This is a genomic window from Kamptonema sp. PCC 6506 (assembly GCF_000180455.1).
Taxonomy (GTDB): domain Bacteria; phylum Cyanobacteriota; class Cyanobacteriia; order Cyanobacteriales; family Microcoleaceae; genus Kamptonema; species Kamptonema formosum.
The window spans coordinates 22,655-40,691 of record NZ_CACA01000373.1; the positions used below are offsets into that span (position 1 = coordinate 22,655).

Here is an 18,037-nt window from a genome sequence, read left to right on the forward strand (position 1 = left end):
TGCAGACAAAAGAACCCACAACATAAAAACTTATTTTCCTACAAAACGATCGGAATTATTCAATGGCATCTTACCAGAAAAACTGCTGGCACCAACTAAGGATGTAAGCCGTGCAGCCGAGGTGCCAAATCCTGTGGGGCCGTTGAGCAGCCGCACAATTGGAGAAGCACTATTACGCAATTCAAATTCTTTATAACGGTCTACCGTTATATGCCATTTGAGTACGCCGCACATCCAATTTTCTAGTTTCTTAACGTATCCCAGCAATTTCTCGCGGGTACTTTCATCCAGATTGAAATCGTCTAATAGGGCAGGCAATTCAGTATCAACAATGTGTTGATACTGTTGTGCCCTCGCCGTCATCAAATTGTTAACAATCTCGACAGCTTGGGGTAGATCGCAGTTGAGGAAATTCTGCACCACCAGTACGATGTTATGGATTTCGCCCTCGAATTCGATTTCTTTCTGGTAGGAGAAGATATCGTTAGTAAAACAGGCAAAATCGGCGGCAGAATTTTCTAGCGATCGCATTGACCTACTGTAGTAAATCTCCATCGGAATCTCGCTACCCTGAGATAGTCGAGACAGGCTCATTGTCAAATCCGAGCCAAAGGTCTTCCGACGCATTTCGATATAATCTATCGGGTCAGGAATCCGATTTTGAATTTGGTTGGCCAGTTCCCACACCCAACTATCAGTCATGTCCTGAATCGCGCGGCGGAACTGAGTCCGGGCGTTAGAGGACATCGGGCCAGCAGTGCGAGACCAAATATCTGCCAAGCCCCGTTCGACGGGATTAGTCGGTACAGCCGGGGGTGTGGAGTCATCGAGAGGCATAAACGCTGACAGTCGGGCGTTAAACACTTTCGCACCAACCATGTCGCGGTTATTCCCGTAGAGTGCTGGGAAGTAATCATCGGCATAGGTTCCCCATACCAGCCAGCACGCACTTAGATTTAGCTCATGTTCAGACCCATGAGGATGGATCAATGCACCGCATAGGGCAACATCGGCAACATCGAACTTGTGGTCATTCCAGATAAAGGCATCAGGAATGCCCGGTAGGGATTCTAGCATCCCCATTTGCCGCGCCCATTCCTTAGAATGCTTCCGCGCAGCATCCAGATTGGGATTCAAGCTGGTAGAGAACGGCATATAAAACTTGGGCAGTTTCACTGGCCCTACAGCCTGGTATGGAACGTGAGTAAAGCTCTTGAACCTTCCCAAACCCAAGGTGGTGTATAACGATTCAATCCGCGCAGCCGATGTGCCTAGCCCAGTGGGCCCGCCCGGAAATAGCGGCGGTTTCTGAGAATTGTCCGCTTCTTTGTTCATGTAGCGGCTAGACCTCATGTGCCACTCGTGACCGCCCGATTGCCAGTCTTGAAGTCCTTTGATGTAAAGGAGAACGCTCACACGAGCCGCTGGGTCTAGTCCGTGCTCCTCAAACAGGGGAGGCAATTCAGTAACCGCAGTGTTATCGAACTGGTATAGCCGCGAGGTGAGCAGTTCGTTGGTGAGGTTAGCTGCTTCTTGGGTGCTCACATTCAAGAAGCGCTCTAAAACCAAAATACAGTTGGCGTTCTCGCCTTCATCTTCGACTTCTCTCTGGTAGGAAAAAATATCGTTGCGAAGGTGAACTCCATCGGCAAATGTGTCTTTGAGTACCCGCATGGGGCGAGTTGCAGCAATTTGGGCCGGAACCTCTACAAAGGCGGCGTGTTCGACGAGATCCGCTGACCAAGGTGCGCCGCCAACTTTGCGCCGCATCTCGATGTACTCAATGGGATTGGCGACCCGATTTTGGTTGATATTGGCGAGTTCCCACAGAGACTCTTCCAGAAGGTTTTTGGTACTCTCGAAGAACCGCAGCCGCCAGTCCACAGACTTAGTAAAGGCGGTGCGAGACCACAGGTCAGCTAAGCCGCGCTCTACTGGATTGGTGGGTAAGGAAGGGGTATCGGTGGGGTGTATCGGCATAAATGCGGGCAGTCGGTGGAGATACTCCTTTGCCCCAGTCATGTCTTGGGTACGTTTATAAATTTCAAGGAAGTGATCGTCGAAGAAGAATACCCAAACATACCAATCGGTTACTAAGTCAAGTTCTGCGCCCGGTGCATCTGGATGGGTGTAGGAGCAAAGCAAGGCATAGTCGTGGGCATCGAATGTACGTTCGTCCCAAATAGGTTCGTCTTGAGATTCTTCTTCTGAAGCAAGTATCCCCATCTCGTAGGCCCAGGCCTTAGAATGTACTCGCGCCGCTTCTAAGTTTGGGTTCAGCCGCGCCGGCCAAGGCATATAAAAATCCGGCAGTTTAAAGGGTTGCATAAATCTGCACGTAACCTTCTATCGGGTCGTCGTTGCTGTTTTTGGGCTCAACCATAGTTAACTATAGTATTGTCAAAAATATGTTATCTGTTACATTTTTTAATGCTGGGGGAATGCTATAGCAAATGTGGCTTAAATTAAGAACTAATTAAGAAGTAACTAATGACAAAGAATCAAGTTGAAGTTGCGATCGCGATTTTGTACAGGGATGGCAAACTTCTGTCGCAGTTACGAGATGATATTCCCGGAATTGCTTACCCTGGATGCTGGGCTCTATTTGGCGGACATATTGAACCAGGAGAAACCCCGGAAATTGCTCTAAAACGGGAATTACAAGAGGAAATAGGTTATGATGTCCTTTCTGTTTACAAGTTTGGCTGCTACACAGATGTAACTGTTATCCGCCATGTTTTCTATGCACAACTTAGTGTAGATGTCAAGGATTTGGTGTTAAAAGAAGGGTGGGATATGGCATTGTTAACGCCTGACGAAATTAGGGTAGGTAGCCGTTATTCAGAAAACGCTGGGATGGTGCGATCGCTTGGGAAGCCTCACCAGCGTATCCTGTTAGATTTTATCGAAAAAAATCCACAACTTTTTAGCTTAGCACTTAAGCACAAAGGTTAATTTTTGGGGACTAATCCTAAAGCCTCTTGCTCTTTTGTCTTTTTAATACCATCACACAGAGTGCGATCGTGTTCCTCAATTTTGGGATTAGTCTTGAGATAGTCGCGTAGCGAATCGCAGCCGCGCACCAGTAGACTATTAATATCAGTTGAACGCTCCGCAACTTCCAGTTGTCGAAGACTTTCCAAAGTCCAGAGAATCACCGTTTTATCAGCAGAAGCCGATGCTAGTTTTTGACCATCCGGGCTAAAAGCTACTGCTAGCACCCAATCCCGATGCTCATCAAGAGTTGTCACCAGCTTACCATCTAAGTTCCAAATTCTAACAGTACCATCTTTACTGCCTGCGGCAATAAGTTGGTCAGAGTCCCCAAAAGCCACATCAAAAACCCAATCCTTACTTCCTTCAAGAGTTTTGTAAGGCGTAGTTTCAAACAATCCTTTAGCATTCAATTGCCACAATTTTACAAGTTTATCGCCAGCAGAGGTAGCCAACATATTGCGCTTTGAATTGAACATGAGAGCATTGATCCACTCGCTATGAGCCCGGAATTTTTGCAATAAATTACCTTCTATATCCCAAAGGTTAACGTTACCATCACTGCCCACAGTCACTAATTTTTTACTGTCCTTTGTGAAAGTCACGTCTGTAGCTTCAGGAAGATGGTCATCCATGCTTTTTAACATAGTTCCATCTTTCAGGCTCCACAATTTCACAGTACCATCTGCGCTCGCTGATGCCATAAGTTTCCCATCAGGAGAAATACTGATATTGTTAACAGTAGAAGTGTGTCCTACAAATTGCATGAAAGGGACAGCCAGAGGATTTTTTAAGGCCTCATTCAGATTCCAAAGCTGCACCGTATTATCATAGCTCGGCGTAGCGATCGTTTTACCGTCCGGGCTAAAGTTTACATTGGTAAGTCCCGCCCCATAGTTAAGATTTCTGAGCAAAGAACCCGTAGAACTCCAAAATTTTATAGTATCATCTACGCCAACTGAAGCTATCAGTTTACCATTGGGGCTGAATCTCACACCTTTGATCCCAGATCGATGCCCTTGAAGAACTTCGACTAACGTACCTTGGATACTCCGAAGTTTAATAATACCGTCGGTGCTACCAGAAGCAATTGTGCTGCCATCGGGCGAGAATCTAATGCTTTTAATACCGCCATTACTGCCCTGGAAAGTTCTGATTAAAACGCCGCTAATGTTCCATAGTTTAATAGTTTTATCGTAACTAGATGAAGCTATAGTTTGACCGTCTGGAGAAAAACTTACGCTCCGCACCCAGTTTGTATGAGCCTGGAGAGTTATGTACGGTAAATAATGGGGAACTGTGGAGGAAGCATCTCCTATTAAATAAGATTCTTTAATTTCTTCCTGCCTAATTTGAATCGGATTTTCGTTTTTCCAAAGCTTGATATTATTGTCAGCAGCAGCAGTAGCTATTGTCTGGCTATCTGGGGAAAAATTCACTTCCCAAACTCTATCTCTATGACCAGAAAGAGTTTGTATAAGTTCACCTTCCAATGTCCAAAGTTTAACAGTTTTATCGCTGCTAGCTGTAGCAATTAATTGACCATCGGGACTGAAAGTTACGCTATTGATATCACGAGTGTGGGCGGCTATAGTTTTAAGTAATTCGCCCTTTAAACTCCACATTAATAGGTATCCATTGGTAGTACCACTCACAATTATTTTGTCACCGGGACTGAAGGCAACACCGCGAACAGGTTCTTTGTGCTGAAGAGTAGCAACTAAAGTACCGTCTATTTTCCATAGTTTAACAGTCTTGTCAAAACTGGCAGAGGCTATTAATTGACCATCGTGCGAGAAATTCACGCTCCGCACGGCTTGTGCGTGGGGAAGTGTAGCAACTAAAGTGCCGTCACGCTTCCAGATTTTTATACTTCTGTCGTGACTTGCCGATGCAATCAGATTGCCATCGGGGGAAAAACTTAGGCTGTTAACTTCGGCAGTGTGTCCCTCAAAGCGGTTTTTTTCTTGTACTTTAAAAACCGCTTGACGTAGACCATCTCTAGTCAAATTCTGAAGCTTTTCTGAGGCATTTTTGGTCTTTTGTAATTGTTTAGCTGCTTTGATACTTGCAGTCATCGCATCTAGCTGATCCTCTGTCAGTAGCTTGGCTTGAGATAAGGAAGTAAGAGCTTGAATTTCCTGTTCTCTGGCAAAGTTTCGCTGGTGAATAGCTTCTTCACGCTGTCCTAGTGCTACTGCTGCTAATACGACACAGGCAACTAAGCCAACACCTACTGCTCCAATTGTTGCCCTTTGGCGCTTGATTTCGCCTTGACCGCTAGCGATTAAATACTGGGTATGTAGGGGTGTTGGTTTGGGTTCTTTATTCGTGCTTTCTTCAATCCAGCTTTCAGCTTCTCTTAAATCGCTTCCTCGCAATAAGAAACTTACATCTCGGTTTTTCTTGTCCCACTCAATTGCTCTGAGTTGCAGTCTAGTATGAGCTTTGACATGGGTAAGATCGGTATCGATTGCTGCTATTAGAGTTTTAAAATGGGCATCAAAATCGCAGTCTTCAGGAAAGGGAATAAAATTGAGGGAACGTATGGCTGGATGTACAGTTGAAGAAGGAGTCTTTCGATACATTATCGGCAGCAACCGTTTATTATGCAGTACAGCGTGTTCTATCTCTTCTAAACAAGGTTTAGAGGTTACAGAATCGGGACTGATAATAAAAACAAAATTCTGCGATTCTTCAATGCCTATATACATTTCCTTTCGCCAATCTGCTGTTAGCGGAATATTTTTCTGGTCAAACCAGACCTCTCTTTGTTCTTGGCAAAAACTGTCGAAAAGTTTTTGGACAAACTCCAGATCCTTACGGGAGTAGGAAATAAATGCTTCTTTCATTAAACAAAACCCTGAAACTACTAAAAACTAATAGTTAACAGTTAACAGTTAACTGTTAACTGTTAACTGTTAACTCTTACTTAGAAACATAGTGAATCCATAAATCTCCATCAGAACCACAGACCTGTTTCATCATTCCGTAGGTGTAAGTTAATCCTTTACCACTAACACTTGTTTCGTATCCCCACTCATACCATTCGCCATAGGGATCGTTGACAATCCACCCTTTGTCGTTGTATCCAACAATTGTGATAATGTGTCCAGAACGAGTGAACCAACCATGAGCAATACAAGGATTTCCTGCTGCCAACCACTTTTTAACATCTCCCCATTTAGCATCAGGTTGAAAGTCATCTTTATAACCGTAAATTTCAATCAATTTAGCTAAGTCAGTGGGGGAATGTCGCGATAGTCCATTGTCACTGCAATAGCGGTATAATTCATCTTCCAACTGTTCGCCACTGGGACTTAAACCTTGATGCCCAAAATACACTAGGCACATGGCAACGCTAGTGACGTTACAAGATCCGTGAGGGTTTTGTTCGTTGTTGAGTTGACTAAAGTAGGGAATGGGTAATTGAACGCTAGAGGGGTTTCCGGTTGTTTTTACAACTGTTGCTGTTGCTGTGACTGCAAGCGCACCGCCGTTAGCTACGGCGGTTCCCGTTGCTACGCTTATTTCACCGCCTGTTGTGGTCATTACTGCGGTGGTTGTTGTTACAATTGCCCCAGTTGCTTGCTGTTCTTCAGGGCTTTTCCAGATTTTTACAAATTCGGCATCTTCTCTCAAAAGATGGGGGTGAGTTCTGTCTAATTCTGCTTGGAGAATCTTGAGAGCTTTCTCTTGATTTGGTTCGCCTTTGTAGTATTTAGCGATGTTAACTAAAGAAATAGTCATCTGAATGCACCTCTGATTGATAATTTTTGAGTGGTGAAGGTTAACTGTTAACTGTTAGCGGTTAACTGTTGGCGAGAATTTGGATAATTTGTAATTAACAAAGACTGGCTTGTAGATGTTGGACTACTGGCCAAAAATGATCCCAACCATTGAGACCACCATTTACTAACTGCCGGACTCCTTTCCAGTCAGCTTCTTGGGCTGCTTTATCTACCTCGCGATCCCAAAAATATTCGATCAGAATTTTGGCGGCAATGTCAGGATCTAAAGCTAATTCTGGGTTTTCTTCTAATTTCACACCCAATTTTTTGCCGTAGGATTTATAATTCGCCCGACCGGTAATTTGGATGAAACCACGCCCGTGATAACGCACTCCATCACCAGATTGGGTATTACCCAAATCATCGCGACCTTCATACATATCAGTGAAATAATCGTCGTCACCCCATTCGTTAATCGGCTGGAAACCTGCGGTTTCTACGCCGATGGTAGCGAGGGCAGCAATTAACGTAGCTTTGGTAAGGATGCCTTTGGCGTGGAGTCCTTTCATTACTCCCGGTAGATAGGTTTGAGCATCTTTAAGTGGGCAATTGAGAATAACGGAAGTGAGTGCTGGGGAAATCATCTCCAGTAAGGGGTCAAAGCCTGGTACTGTTGGCGCTTGAATCAGTTGTTTGGCAGCGGCGGGGGTGATTTGATCTTCGGGAGCTTTGAAGGCTTTGTTAAAGCGGGCGATCGCGGCTTTTGTTGCTTCTCCACATTTGCCATCGGCTTGGCCTACTGGTATTTTTAGCGATCGCAGTCGGATTTGAATTTGTTTAATTAAAGCTGCTTCTTTAGCTGCTTCTTCTATAGCAACTGGCTGACCACTCTTCAAAATGTCTTGTAGCGTCATTCCCGATTTGGGCGTGGCTGGTTGACCTGGTTTGCTGGTGTTTTGCCCGATTTTGCCAGAAACATAGTGAATCCACAAATCGCCGTCTGTGCCGCAGACATCCTTCATCATTTCATAAGAGTAGGTTAAGCCAGCACCGCTAACGCTGGTGTCGTAACCACTGCTATACCATTGTCCATAAGGATCGTTGACGATCCAGCCTTTCTCGTTGTAACCCCGAATTTGGATGATGTGTCCAGAACGGGTAAACCATCCATGTACTATGCAAGGTTTCCCAGACTCTAACCACTTTTTGACATCTCCCCACTTTGCCGCTTCTTGAAAGTCGTCTTCATAGCCGTAGATGGTCATGAGTTTGTCTAAGTCCTGGGGGGAATGCCGGGAGAGACCGTTGTCGATACAGTAGCGGTATAATTCGTCTTCTAACTGTTCCCCTGTTTTCGGATTCATTAAAGGATGACCGAAGTAGGCCATGCACATTGCTACACAAGTGACGTTACAAGACCCGTAGGGATTGTTTTCGTTGTCAAGTTGGCTGAGGTAAGGAACGTTCAGTTTAACTGTACCGCCGCTTTTGGTGGTGGTGGCTGCGATCGCTTTTTGTTCTTGGCCCGGTAGAGGTGTCCTCCAGGCTTTGATGAAGTCTGAGTTCTCTTGTAGCAAGTCTGGCCGGACGGCTAGAATTTGCTCTTGCAGTCGCTCTAGTGCTTTAGTTTGGTGAGGTTTACCTTTATAGTATTTAGCAACATTGATTAATGAAATAGACATTTGATTCGATCCCTATTGAATGGATTGATTTCTGTTTTCTGCTAGTTTGATGCTACAAATCGAGGCTGAGGAAGCTTAGTCTGGGAAAGCGATCCTGTGCCTTGAATTGGTGTTAATTTTCCGGGGCAAGAGCTACTTGGAAAATTTTATCTATCTTGCTTTGCCTATATTCCTCCTGATAGATATTTCTATTGCAGTTTTTATGCTACTCATTGTTAGATGGTTACGTCACTACCGCTAACTAGGACAGTAAAAAAATCTGCTTGCTTTTTGTTGGAGGATTTAAGTATTGGAACAGTAAACTCCTATATTTAGATGCTTAAGTTTTATTAATTCCTACGAGAGAATACAGGAGGTCTTGTTCTTCGATCATGGCTTTGCGAATCCGTACTAGCATATAGGAAGCTGTATTTTTGTTGACTTCTATCTCCTGGGCTAATTTGCGAACGCTGATATTTCCTGTTGTCAAGACAAGTTGAATAGCTTGATACCACTTTTGGAGATCGATGTGAGTTTTATGAAATAGGGTGCCAACGGTAACGCTGTAGGAAGTAAAGCAAGAATTACAGTGGTATCGAAGTTCTTTTTTAATGGGGGTAGAATTGGTGGAACCGCAGTAGGGACATTGCGGTTTACCGCCCCAGCGAATTTCTTCGAGATCGGAACATCGTTTTATTTCTGGCATAAAAAATTTAGCCGTCTCGCTGAAGTCGGGAAAATAAGTTAATCCGATTTTGGATGCAAAAATCCGTGATTTTGAATTGCATCCAAAATCTCAAATTTGTGAAGAGTAGTTTTTACTCTTGCTAATAGTTTGGGTGTTTAAATGCAGACAGATCGAAGTGCGATCGCTTTGCACGGCAGTTCTACTGAACTAAACTACATTCAACACTTATGGCATCAAGGTTGTCCGGGTTCGAGTGTCGAGGGCGGCACTGCGATCGCGCGTTTTTATGAATCAACCTCCAAATTGATTTTGTGTGTGGGGTGTTGCCCTACTTTGAGACATACAAATAGCATAATATGTTATTTGTATGTTTAAATAACGTACAACCATTTTTCTGCTGTGTCAATAACAGAGGTGAACCATTTTGTTAAAACAGGTCGAGAAAAGCGGGTGAGTTACCTGGGGGGAAATACCCCTCATCTAAAGTGCGATCGCCTATGGCTACTGATAGCAACCGCTTTTGTCAGTTAGGGGCTAGAGACTAGGGCTTTCTTGCTAGGGAAAGAGAAGAAAATAGAAGAAAAGTAAAAGTTATAGCAATTAAAAAAGTCCACTAATGCTAGCGGTTGCTATAACTAAAATCCTTCTTCCTTCTCTCCTAGATCGCTAAAATCCTTCTTCCTTCTCTCCTAGATAACTAAATCCTTCTCCTTCGGCTATAACTCGCGCAGTACATCGCCGCAAATTAGGATAATGGTGATGAGACTCTGTACTCCAACTCCGGCGTGCAGACTTAAACCATACTCATTTAGGAGTGTCGGCAAAGTGATATCACAAGAAAAAAAGCAAAGATTTTCCGAACTCCTGAAGTACATTCGCGGTAACGACGGTGTTAAGAAGTTCGCGGTTCGCTTAGAGATCAAATTGCCAACTTACAGTGCTTGGGAAACAGCTAGAGCTTTTCCCAGCGATGAAATGTGGGAATTTCTTCTCCCTAAATTGTCGGAGTTGTCTGGTTTCACTCCTGAATTAATAGAGCGCTATTTGCGTGGAGATTATGAACTAACAGATTTAATTGAAGGAACTGCCCTAGAGGGTTTATTGCCGAGATCCAGAGCTGTAATTACGTTCCCCAAATTCCGAGCCTGGTTGCAGGAGCTTACCTTAACTGAACTAATTCAGGTTTTGAAAGATACTGGTGAACAAGCAGGGGATTTGGTGTCGCGGCTGCCCAAAAGCGGACTGTCTGCAAACTTGCCTGAGCAAAATAGGGGAGGAATATCTGGTAGGAAGCAACAAGAAACAACACTGATGCCTTTTGACGTTAATCAGCTCAATCTTAGGGGGGGTAGTGCCAAGGATTTGCAAAGGTTTCAAGTAAACCCGATCGATCGGGAAACTGTAGCCAAAATTATTTTTGAACTTGCCGAAAATTTGCCGTTGGAAAAATTGGTGCAGGTGGATAATCGGCTCCGTGACCTGATATTTTTCAAACTTCAGGAGCTAGGTTTACTTGAAATGAAAAAATATCAAAACAATCCTTTTTACCTTTTAATGGAACAATATAGAATTGAGCAGGGTTTAAGCTATGAACAATTTGAGGAGCGGCTGCTAAGGGAAGGAAGAGAAGCTGGCTTATATCCGAGCCGAATTTCTCCTATTGTCAGGGGCAAATTATTACCCGACGATCGAGAACTTTTGTGGATGGGGATTTTCATCAAAAAACCAGATGGAAGTCTTTACGAACACGAAGAACTGATTGCACTGCGGGATGGGATTTCGTCATCAGCTTCCTCAGAGGAAATCGAACCTCATATTTCTCCTGAGAACCATACTCACCATTTAGGACATGGTGAGATCGATTGCGAGGTAAATGGAAAGCGTTTGGATTGAAGTTAGATTAAATATCAGGGTGTTCTATGCGGGAATATCAAAGTGACAACAGTGAGGAACTGCAACTAGAAAGAGAATTTCAGGCAACTTCTAATTATTTAGTAGGTTCTCTGCTCTGTAAATTTCTTCCTACTGCCAGCCATCAGGTCTTAGAAGGGGTGAATATCGAATTGATAACTAATACTAGAACTTTGCGCTTTGATTGTCCTTCGGCAATTGTAGCCGCCCGTATTTTCAAAATGTCTAAAGTGATTTCTTTAGCTATCTATGGGCTCAAGGAAACTATGAAACTGGGATTTATCCCCAAGTTGGAAATTGTATGTGCTGGACAGCAGTTCATACCCAAACTTAATGCTGAAAAGTTAGTGAAGGATTGTTTTATGACAAGTAGTCACAATCAGCCTATGTCAAATATTGCAACTTCCGAGCTAGATTTGGATTTGAACGATCTCTATCGACACCAGAATCCGATTTACATTACCCAGATGTCTGACCAAAAGGTTTTGTTTGCAAATCGCGCGGCTTTGCTGTCTAATAACCGTTCTGCTGGAGAGGTTGTAGGTAAGGAAATTACAGCACTTTGGGATGATGATATACTCAATGAGCTGATGCTTCGTCTAGAAAGGGATAGGCAACTTTGGCAATATAATTATCGCGGATATCGTTGGTCGCAAGAACCGGCTTCTCCTATTTGGCGGCGCGATCGCTATATGTTTGTAGCTAATTACAAATTAGTAGAATTCTTGGGTTCTGTTTGCCGATTTTGCACGATTACTTCCGCAGAAAAAATGGTTAATAATTAATTGACTCAAAGGCAAAGATTATGATATAATCTTTGCCTTTGAGTCAAAATATTATTTCATTCTTTCATTTAGGGCTAATCTCGCCTGTTCTCTGTCGTCGAAGTGGATTTTTTCAGTGCCCAGAATTTGATAATCTTCGTGACCTTTTCCTGCAATTAATACGCCATCTCCAGGTTTGGCTTCGAGAATAGCTGTGCGAATTGCTTGAGCGCGATCGCCAATAACTAGCGGCTTAACTTCAGGGGCTATTCCTGTTAAAACGTCTTGCAAAATTCGCTCTGGGTCTTCAGTGCGGGGATTGTCAGAGGTGACAACAGTTACATCTGCCAATTCTGCCACGATTTTACCCATTTTCGGGCGCTTGGTACGATCGCGATCGCCACCGCATCCAAACACGCAAATCATCCGCCCCGGAATAAACGGCCGCGACGCTTTTAGCAAGTTTTCTAAGCTGTCGGGAGTATGGGCATAATCCACAATCACGCTAATATCTTGAACGGGGCTAATTTGCACCTTTTCTACCCGCCCCGGTACTCCGGGAAATTCTGGTAAATTGAGTACAATTGCGCTCAATTCTAAACCTAAATGCAATCCCGCGCCAACAGCAGCCAGCAAATTTGATAAGTTATACTGACCTACCAATGGCAAGTAAAAATCAGCTTCACCTTTGGGAGTATGCAGTATTCCTTTCACACCATTAGGCTCATATTTTAAGTCAGAAGCCCATAAATCTGCTTTACTATCGTTAGTGCTGTAACTCCAAACTTGCTCAGAATTTAAGCTGTCAATAATCCGCCGCCCGTAGGCATCATCAGCGTTGACAATAGCGCGACCTTTGAGATAATTGGAACTAAACAAAAGCGCTTTAGCATTAAAGTAATCCTCCATGTCGCGGTGATAATCAAGGTGATCTTGAGTTAAATTCGTAAACACCGCAACCTCGAAGGGACAACCAAGCACTCGACTTTGTGCTAAAGCGTGAGAACTAACTTCCATAATCCCAAACTTAGAGCCAGCTTCTACTGCTGCTGCTAGCTGTTTTTGCAGTTCAACTGCAAAGGGAGTCGTGTGAATTGCTGTTTCTTGAAATCCCGGCCAACGGGTGTAAAGCGTGCCGAAAAGTGCAGTCGGTAACTCAGCTTTGCTAAGCAAAAATTCGATTAAATGAGTAGTCGTAGTTTTGCCGTTAGTACCCGTAACGCCAACAAGTTTGAGCTGATTTCCAGGGTAGCCATAAAAAGCAGTAGCGATGTGGGCGCAAGCTTGTGTCATATCAACGACGGGGATAATACAAGGAACCTCCCCCTCGCTCCCCCGCTCCCCTGCTCCCCCGCTCCCCCGCTCCCCTGCTCCCCCGCTCCCCTGCTCAAGAGCTTTCTCTGCTGCTTGAGTGGAAACTAGGGCGGCGATCGCACCAGAAGCGATCGCACCTTGCCAAAAATCTCCTCCGTCTACCCGCGTCCCTGGCATTCCTAAAAATAAATCTCCCGGTTGACAAGCATGGGAATTAGTCGCCAAACCCTTTACCTGGGAGTCGAGGGCGGGGTGAGAGATAGAAAGGGAAATATTTGGAATTGTTGCTAATAATTCTTTAAGTTTCATAAGTCAAAAACTCCTCACATCTGGATGTTGCGTTTATTCTGCATCGGGAATCTGTAAATATTTCTGTAACATTTGTTCCAATTGCGCGACACTGCAACGGGGGGAAAGCCGGGGTAACAGTTGTTCTGGGCTAGATGCAGCGTCGCCTGTGGAATGTGTATGCGAAGGCTGAACTTTAAACAGGAGTGGGACTTCGTACTGGTAAGCTTGAAACCAATCTTCGCGCGTAGTGATATCCCGAATTTCTAGTTCAAATTTCAGATTTTTAATCTGTTCTAGTTTTTCTTGCAACCCTTCGCATAAATGGCAACCAGGTTTGTTGTACAAAATTAATCGCATAAGAAGGAAGGAGAAAGGATTGAGTTATACCAAATCAAGCTTAAATACCCCTTTATTGTTTAGTCCGCGTAGGCGGACTTCGTTTTTGTAGTAGCGATTTCAATCGCCAAACGATCGATGGGATATCAAACTAACGTTGAAGCTGTTTAAGTATTTCTTGGACTCGTTTGTAATCAAACATTTTCTCTTGTTCCTTGTAGAGTTTTGCGGCTTGTTTCAAATCAGCGATCGCTCCCGATTTGTCTTCTAGAATAGAACGAGCAAGGGCTCTGTCTTCATAGCCCCCAGCATACTCAGAATTGAGTTCTAGGGCGCGATCGCAATCCTCAATGGCTTTTGTGTCTCCCAGCCCAGCGCGAGTATAGCACCGACTGGCGTAGGCATAAGCATTTTCAGGATCGAGACGAATTGACTCGTTGCAATCTGCGATCGCTCCTTGGTAATCTCCCAGTCCACGAGCCCGAGTGTAGCATCGATTGTTGTAAGCCATAGAATTGTTCGGATCGAGCTTAAGCAACTGGTTGTAATCCTCAATTGCTCCCTGATAATCTTTGATGGTGTCGCGAATCAGGCCTCGGTTCAAGTAAACGCTAGAATTGTTCGGATCGAGCTTAATTACCTGACTATAATCCTCAATTGCTGCCTGATATTCTCCCAATTGAGAGTAGAGATCCCCCCGAAATCCATAGACTAGGATATTATTGGGATCGAGTTTGAGCACCTGATTGTAATCCTCAATCGTTCCTTGATAATCTTTGAGTATGTAGCGGATTGTACCCCGCAAGAAATAAGCATAGGCATCAGTTGGGTCGAGCCTAATTACTTCGTTTAAATCCTTAAGGGCACCTTGAAAGTCTTCGTTAGATAACTTCTCAACTGCCTGTCTTCGGTAGTCATTAACATCTAGCAATTCTATATCTTTGCGTGCGGCTTGCTGAAATTCTCCCGCGAGTTGACGATTTGGTAACAGAGGTGCGATCGCTAATTTACTATCAGCATTAGCTGGAACTGGGAGTGTCAGAGGAGCAAGCAGAGCAATTGTTATCAGTAGTGGTTTGAGCAAATATACTCGTAGAGGCGAAGCCTGCGGACAGAAAGTCCTTGGGTAGCAACCATAAATTATCTCCCCGAAGGCTGTGCCCCGATCGCATGGGGATATTTCCTGCTCTCGGCTGCTGCGCGATCGCGAATTAACGGCTAGAATTTTTACTTTCATCTTTTTATTCGCCTTTTAACCGCACTTACTACTAAACCAACGGGTCGCAGTTCCGATATTGTAGAAATACAGACTGATTAAATTTCAACATAATGACTCAATCTACAGCATCTCCAATCTCAGTTGCCAACATTGACCTAGACGAACTGAACCAAAAGTTTAACTTAGCCCATCCCAGAGAAATTCTGGCTTGGTGTGTTGAGAATATCCCCACAGGATTAGTGCAAACTAGCGCCTTCAATGTCGATGACATGGTAATCACGGATATTCTCTACCGCGAACTTAAGCCACAAGTTCCAGTACCGGTCATGTTTTTAGAGACTTTGCATCACTTTCCCCAAACTTTGGAGTTAGTCGCAAAGGCCAAAGCACTCTACAACCTGAATCTCCAAATTTACCAGAATCTAGATGTGGACTCCCGCGAAGCTTTTGCTGCTAAATATGGCGAAGCTCTTTGGGACAGCGATATTGCACAATTCCACCATCTCACTAAAATTGAACCTCTGCAACGGGGTCTCAATGAATTGAATACTGTCGCCTGGATTACCGGCCGCAGGCGGGATCAGGCTGTTACTCGTGCGGATATGCCTGTGTTTGAAGTTGACTCCCTAAATCGCCTCAAAGTTAATCCTATAGCCTCTTGGACGCGCAAGGAAACTTGGGCTTATGTGATGGAACATGGGGTAATTTATAATCCTTTGCACGACCAAGGCTATCTCAGCATTGGCGATGAACCGATTACAACGCCTGTAGCAGAAGGCGAAGATGAACGCGCTGGCCGCTGGCGTGGTACTGGCAAAACTGAATGCGGTATTCACATTTAACCTTTGATTAATCTTTGGTCAAAAGTCCTTTGCGATCGCGTCGAATCGCAAAGGACTTTCCGCAACAATAATGATGTTGGGTAGAATGAAGTGAAACCCAACATCATTATTGTAAAAAGTTTGATATAAGTAGTCAGATATAATTAAACGTAGGGTGGGCGATCGCCGCAAAAAGCCTATAACTCATAGCAGAAGATAGTCTAGGCGATCGCCCACCTTACAATTTATTAAACGCCTTGGCGGTTGCTATAGAATTTAACTTGACTAATGAATCAAGTATGGATATAGTGAGTTAAGTTCGCATCACATCTAGTAAGCTTAAGCTCAATTTATTAAACTATGGAATACATCGAATATATCGAATCAAAGCGAAAAGCCGCAAAGAAAATCAGTGCTGATATTCGAGAAAGGTGGAACAACCGCATCGTTACTAGAGGATTACACCTATTAGGAGAACAAGGTGCTTTGCAGTATTTAGCTGATTATGGACGCGGAATAGGTACTGCGAAAGTTGTTAGTTTTGCACTATGTGCGGAATCAGAAGGATACCCAGAGATAGCGGCTGGATTTTGGCAGAAAGCATTTGAGTTGGAGACAGGACAAAAGGCGCTTGTTTCTAATTGGGAAAATAGTTCTGCTTCCGAAATTACTAAAAAACCTAAATCTAGCACGCAACCAAAATTTGTCAATAATATTGATATTATACCCGAATTACCGCCACATTTACAACCAGGAAGAATCGTCACAATGCAGGCAGTAGATGCACCCAGCGAACGCTCTTATTATATAGAAAATTCTGACTATTGGGGTCAGCCAAAACGCGATGGCAATCGAGTAGTTGTAATTGCCACCAAAGATAAAATTTACTATCAATCCCGTTCGACTCGATTGCGACAACAGCCATCAATTGAAATTGAGATTAGATTGCTTGAAGCAGCAACTAAACTAGGATCGTTTGTTTTAGATGGGGAATTATATTATAAAAGCGTTACTGGCAGCGAACATCGAACAGGTTCTCAGGCTGCAACTGTTAATATTGAAAGTGGTTTTCCTACTATTCATCCGCACGTAGTTTATGGCATTTTCAAATCTCTTTTCTTTAAGGGAAATGACCTAACTCAGGTTACAGAGTCAGACAGAATTGCAGCAGGTGTTGTCATTGGTGAATTGCTTGCTGCTAATTCCCAAGAATTTGAAATTGTACCGACATTTCGCACCTTAGAAGAGAAAGCTTTACTGGCACGCCAGCAGGAAACAGAGAACAGAGAAGGAGAAATCTGGATTTTGCATAACTGCCGCTATGTGGGAGGAAAAGATGTCCGCACCTTCCCAATGGTGAGAACTAAATACTGTCTTGAACTCGATTTATTAATCGTAGGGCTGACTAATACAAAAGTTGCAGGGCGACCATTTAGTGCAATTGAAGTTGCACGAGAAATTGAGGGTAAATTAGTCCCTGTGGGAACGGTTGGGACTGGTTTTAGCATGGAAGAAATGGAGGAAATTTCCCGACGCTATGCTGCCAATCCTCACGGTGTTAAAATAAAAGTGCGATCGCAAGGCTTGACAGAAAGTGGACTACTTTGGCACGCTCGATTTCTTGAGTTTAGTCCATAAATGTGCTTGTGACAATATCCATAACGCCGTCATCCTGGCGGTAGTCAATGTAAAATTAGCGGAGAAAATTTAAATGTTTGCTAATCAAAAAAAATTCTACATTTCCCCCGAAGACTATCTAGAAGGTGAACGGCAAAGTCCGATTAAACATGAGTATCGACGCGGCCACGTCTATGCGATGACGGGCGCTAAGAACCCCCATGTACGCCTCTCTGTTAAATTAGTAAGTTTGTTAGAAAATCATCTTGATGATACGAACTGCCTTGTTTTCATGGCAGATACGAAAGTCAGAATTGAAGAAGCTGATTGCTATTACTATCCTGATGTAGCGGTGACTTGCGATGAAAGGGATACAAATTCTACGGAAGATTTTATTCTCTATCCTTCCCTAATTATTGAGGTGCTGTCTCCATCAACGGCAATTTTTGACAGAAATGAGAAATTTGCAGACTATCAAAATTTATCAAGCTTGCAGGAATATGTGCTAGTCAATCAATCTCAGGTTAGGATCGAGTGTTTTCGTCTCAATGCTGAGGGAATTTGGGTTTCTCAGACTTATGAACAGGGAGATGAGTTACACTTAGCTAGTGTAAATTTTAGCTGCCCGATGAGCGAAATTTATCGCAAAATTCCGGGTGTAATTCCCGACTAAACTTGCTAGTAAAGGCA

Annotated in this window: 15 protein-coding genes; 7 read left to right on the top strand and 8 right to left on the bottom strand. The window is 43.8% G+C overall.

Annotation, left to right across the window (positions count from 1 at the left end; all coding sequences use genetic code 11):
* Positions 1 to 30: 30 nt before the first annotated feature.
* On the bottom strand, positions 31 to 2,328 hold the full coding sequence (locus tag OSCI_RS27195) for a family 2 encapsulin nanocompartment cargo protein terpene cyclase (protein WP_007358458.1): 2,298 nt from the start codon (positions 2,326 to 2,328) through the stop codon (positions 31 to 33).
* 162 nt (positions 2,329 to 2,490) lie between these two features.
* Here OSCI_RS27195 and OSCI_RS27200 point away from each other — a divergent pair, with 162 nt between their 5' ends.
* Positions 2,491 to 2,955, top strand: coding sequence for an NUDIX hydrolase (locus OSCI_RS27200; protein WP_007358459.1), 465 nt, complete (start codon positions 2,491 to 2,493; stop codon positions 2,953 to 2,955).
* Here the strand turns inward: OSCI_RS27200 and OSCI_RS27205 are convergent.
* From OSCI_RS27205 to OSCI_RS27220, 4 genes are all read right to left on the bottom strand, one after another.
* Positions 2,952 to 5,846: a TIR domain-containing protein gene (locus OSCI_RS27205; RefSeq protein WP_007358460.1), complete on the bottom strand. Its 2,895-nt coding sequence runs from the start codon at positions 5,844 to 5,846 to the stop codon at positions 2,952 to 2,954. The two genes, OSCI_RS27200 and OSCI_RS27205, sit on opposite strands and share 4 nt — an antisense overlap.
* 76 nt (positions 5,847 to 5,922) lie before the next feature.
* Positions 5,923 to 6,744, bottom strand: coding sequence for a C39 family peptidase (locus tag OSCI_RS27210; RefSeq protein WP_007358461.1), 822 nt, complete (start codon positions 6,742 to 6,744; stop codon positions 5,923 to 5,925).
* 94 nt (positions 6,745 to 6,838) lie between these two features.
* Entirely contained in the window at positions 6,839 to 8,407 is a 1,569-nt protein-coding gene (locus tag OSCI_RS27215; RefSeq protein WP_007358462.1) for a C39 family peptidase, read from the bottom strand.
* 319 nt (positions 8,408 to 8,726) lie between these two features.
* Positions 8,727 to 9,092 (bottom strand): transposase, encoded by a 366-nt coding sequence (locus OSCI_RS27220; RefSeq protein ID WP_007358463.1) that lies wholly within the window; start codon positions 9,090 to 9,092, stop codon positions 8,727 to 8,729.
* Positions 9,093 to 9,233: 141 nt separating this feature from the next.
* On the opposite strand from OSCI_RS27220, the gene OSCI_RS30490 reads away from it, so the two are divergent.
* From OSCI_RS30490 to OSCI_RS27230, 3 genes are all read left to right on the top strand, one after another.
* On the top strand, positions 9,234 to 9,449 hold the full coding sequence (locus tag OSCI_RS30490) for a hypothetical protein (RefSeq protein ID WP_007358464.1): 216 nt from the start codon (positions 9,234 to 9,236) through the stop codon (positions 9,447 to 9,449).
* Between the two features lie 450 nt (positions 9,450 to 9,899).
* The gene (locus OSCI_RS27225; RefSeq protein ID WP_007358465.1) at positions 9,900 to 10,967 is read left to right on the top strand and encodes a hypothetical protein; all 1,068 of its coding nucleotides are present in this window, start codon (positions 9,900 to 9,902) and stop codon (positions 10,965 to 10,967) included.
* A gap of 26 nt (positions 10,968 to 10,993) precedes the next feature.
* Positions 10,994 to 11,770, top strand: coding sequence for a hypothetical protein (locus OSCI_RS27230; RefSeq protein ID WP_007358466.1), 777 nt, complete (start codon positions 10,994 to 10,996; stop codon positions 11,768 to 11,770).
* Between the two features lie 51 nt (positions 11,771 to 11,821).
* Here the strand turns inward: OSCI_RS27230 and OSCI_RS27235 are convergent, their stop codons facing one another.
* The 3 genes from OSCI_RS27235 to OSCI_RS27245 all read right to left on the bottom strand — a co-directional run bounded on the left by OSCI_RS27235 (position 11,822) and on the right by OSCI_RS27245 (position 14,927).
* On the bottom strand, positions 11,822 to 13,372 hold the full coding sequence (locus tag OSCI_RS27235; RefSeq protein ID WP_007358467.1) for a UDP-N-acetylmuramoyl-L-alanyl-D-glutamate--2,6-diaminopimelate ligase: 1,551 nt from the start codon (positions 13,370 to 13,372) through the stop codon (positions 11,822 to 11,824).
* A gap of 33 nt (positions 13,373 to 13,405) precedes the next feature.
* Positions 13,406 to 13,711: a glutaredoxin family protein gene (locus tag OSCI_RS27240; protein ID WP_007358468.1), complete on the bottom strand. Its 306-nt coding sequence runs from the start codon at positions 13,709 to 13,711 to the stop codon at positions 13,406 to 13,408.
* Between the two features lie 130 nt (positions 13,712 to 13,841).
* On the bottom strand, positions 13,842 to 14,927 hold the full coding sequence (locus OSCI_RS27245) for a tetratricopeptide repeat protein (protein WP_007358469.1): 1,086 nt from the start codon (positions 14,925 to 14,927) through the stop codon (positions 13,842 to 13,844).
* Between the two features lie 92 nt (positions 14,928 to 15,019).
* Here OSCI_RS27245 and cysH point away from each other — a divergent pair, with 92 nt between their 5' ends.
* The 3 genes from cysH (at position 15,020) to OSCI_RS27260 (ending at position 18,020) form a co-directional block, all read left to right on the top strand.
* Positions 15,020 to 15,751: a phosphoadenosine phosphosulfate reductase gene (cysH, locus tag OSCI_RS27250; RefSeq protein WP_007358470.1), complete on the top strand. Its 732-nt coding sequence runs from the start codon at positions 15,020 to 15,022 to the stop codon at positions 15,749 to 15,751.
* A 339-nt stretch (positions 15,752 to 16,090) separates the two neighbouring features.
* The gene (locus OSCI_RS27255) at positions 16,091 to 17,368 is read left to right on the top strand and encodes an ATP-dependent DNA ligase (RefSeq protein ID WP_007358472.1); all 1,278 of its coding nucleotides are present in this window, start codon (positions 16,091 to 16,093) and stop codon (positions 17,366 to 17,368) included.
* 73 nt (positions 17,369 to 17,441) lie between these two features.
* A complete protein-coding gene (locus OSCI_RS27260) occupies positions 17,442 to 18,020 on the top strand; it encodes a Uma2 family endonuclease (protein WP_007358473.1) in 579 nt (192 codons plus the stop codon).
* Positions 18,021 to 18,037: the final 17 nt, after the last annotated feature.

Coding starts and splice junctions, on each gene's coding strand:
- OSCI_RS27230 (WP_007358466.1), top strand. CDS start 10,994: ATGCGGGAATATCAAAGTGACAACAGTGAGGAACTGCAACTAGAAAGA.
- OSCI_RS27215 (WP_007358462.1), bottom strand. CDS start 8,407: ATGTCTATTTCATTAATCAATGTTGCTAAATACTATAAAGGTAAACCT.
- OSCI_RS27195 (WP_007358458.1), bottom strand. CDS start 2,328: ATGCAACCCTTTAAACTGCCGGATTTTTATATGCCTTGGCCGGCGCGG.
- OSCI_RS27210 (WP_007358461.1), bottom strand. CDS start 6,744: ATGACTATTTCTTTAGTTAACATCGCTAAATACTACAAAGGCGAACCA.
- OSCI_RS27255 (WP_007358472.1), top strand. CDS start 16,091: ATGGAATACATCGAATATATCGAATCAAAGCGAAAAGCCGCAAAGAAA.
- cysH (WP_007358470.1), top strand. CDS start 15,020: ATGACTCAATCTACAGCATCTCCAATCTCAGTTGCCAACATTGACCTA.
- OSCI_RS27235 (WP_007358467.1), bottom strand. CDS start 13,372: ATGAAACTTAAAGAATTATTAGCAACAATTCCAAATATTTCCCTTTCT.
- OSCI_RS27240 (WP_007358468.1), bottom strand. CDS start 13,711: ATGCGATTAATTTTGTACAACAAACCTGGTTGCCATTTATGCGAAGGG.
- OSCI_RS27260 (WP_007358473.1), top strand. CDS start 17,442: ATGTTTGCTAATCAAAAAAAATTCTACATTTCCCCCGAAGACTATCTA.
- OSCI_RS27220 (WP_007358463.1), bottom strand. CDS start 9,092: ATGCCAGAAATAAAACGATGTTCCGATCTCGAAGAAATTCGCTGGGGC.
- OSCI_RS30490 (WP_007358464.1), top strand. CDS start 9,234: ATGCAGACAGATCGAAGTGCGATCGCTTTGCACGGCAGTTCTACTGAA.
- OSCI_RS27200 (WP_007358459.1), top strand. CDS start 2,491: ATGACAAAGAATCAAGTTGAAGTTGCGATCGCGATTTTGTACAGGGAT.
- OSCI_RS27245 (WP_007358469.1), bottom strand. CDS start 14,927: ATGAAAGTAAAAATTCTAGCCGTTAATTCGCGATCGCGCAGCAGCCGA.
- OSCI_RS27205 (WP_007358460.1), bottom strand. CDS start 5,846: ATGAAAGAAGCATTTATTTCCTACTCCCGTAAGGATCTGGAGTTTGTC.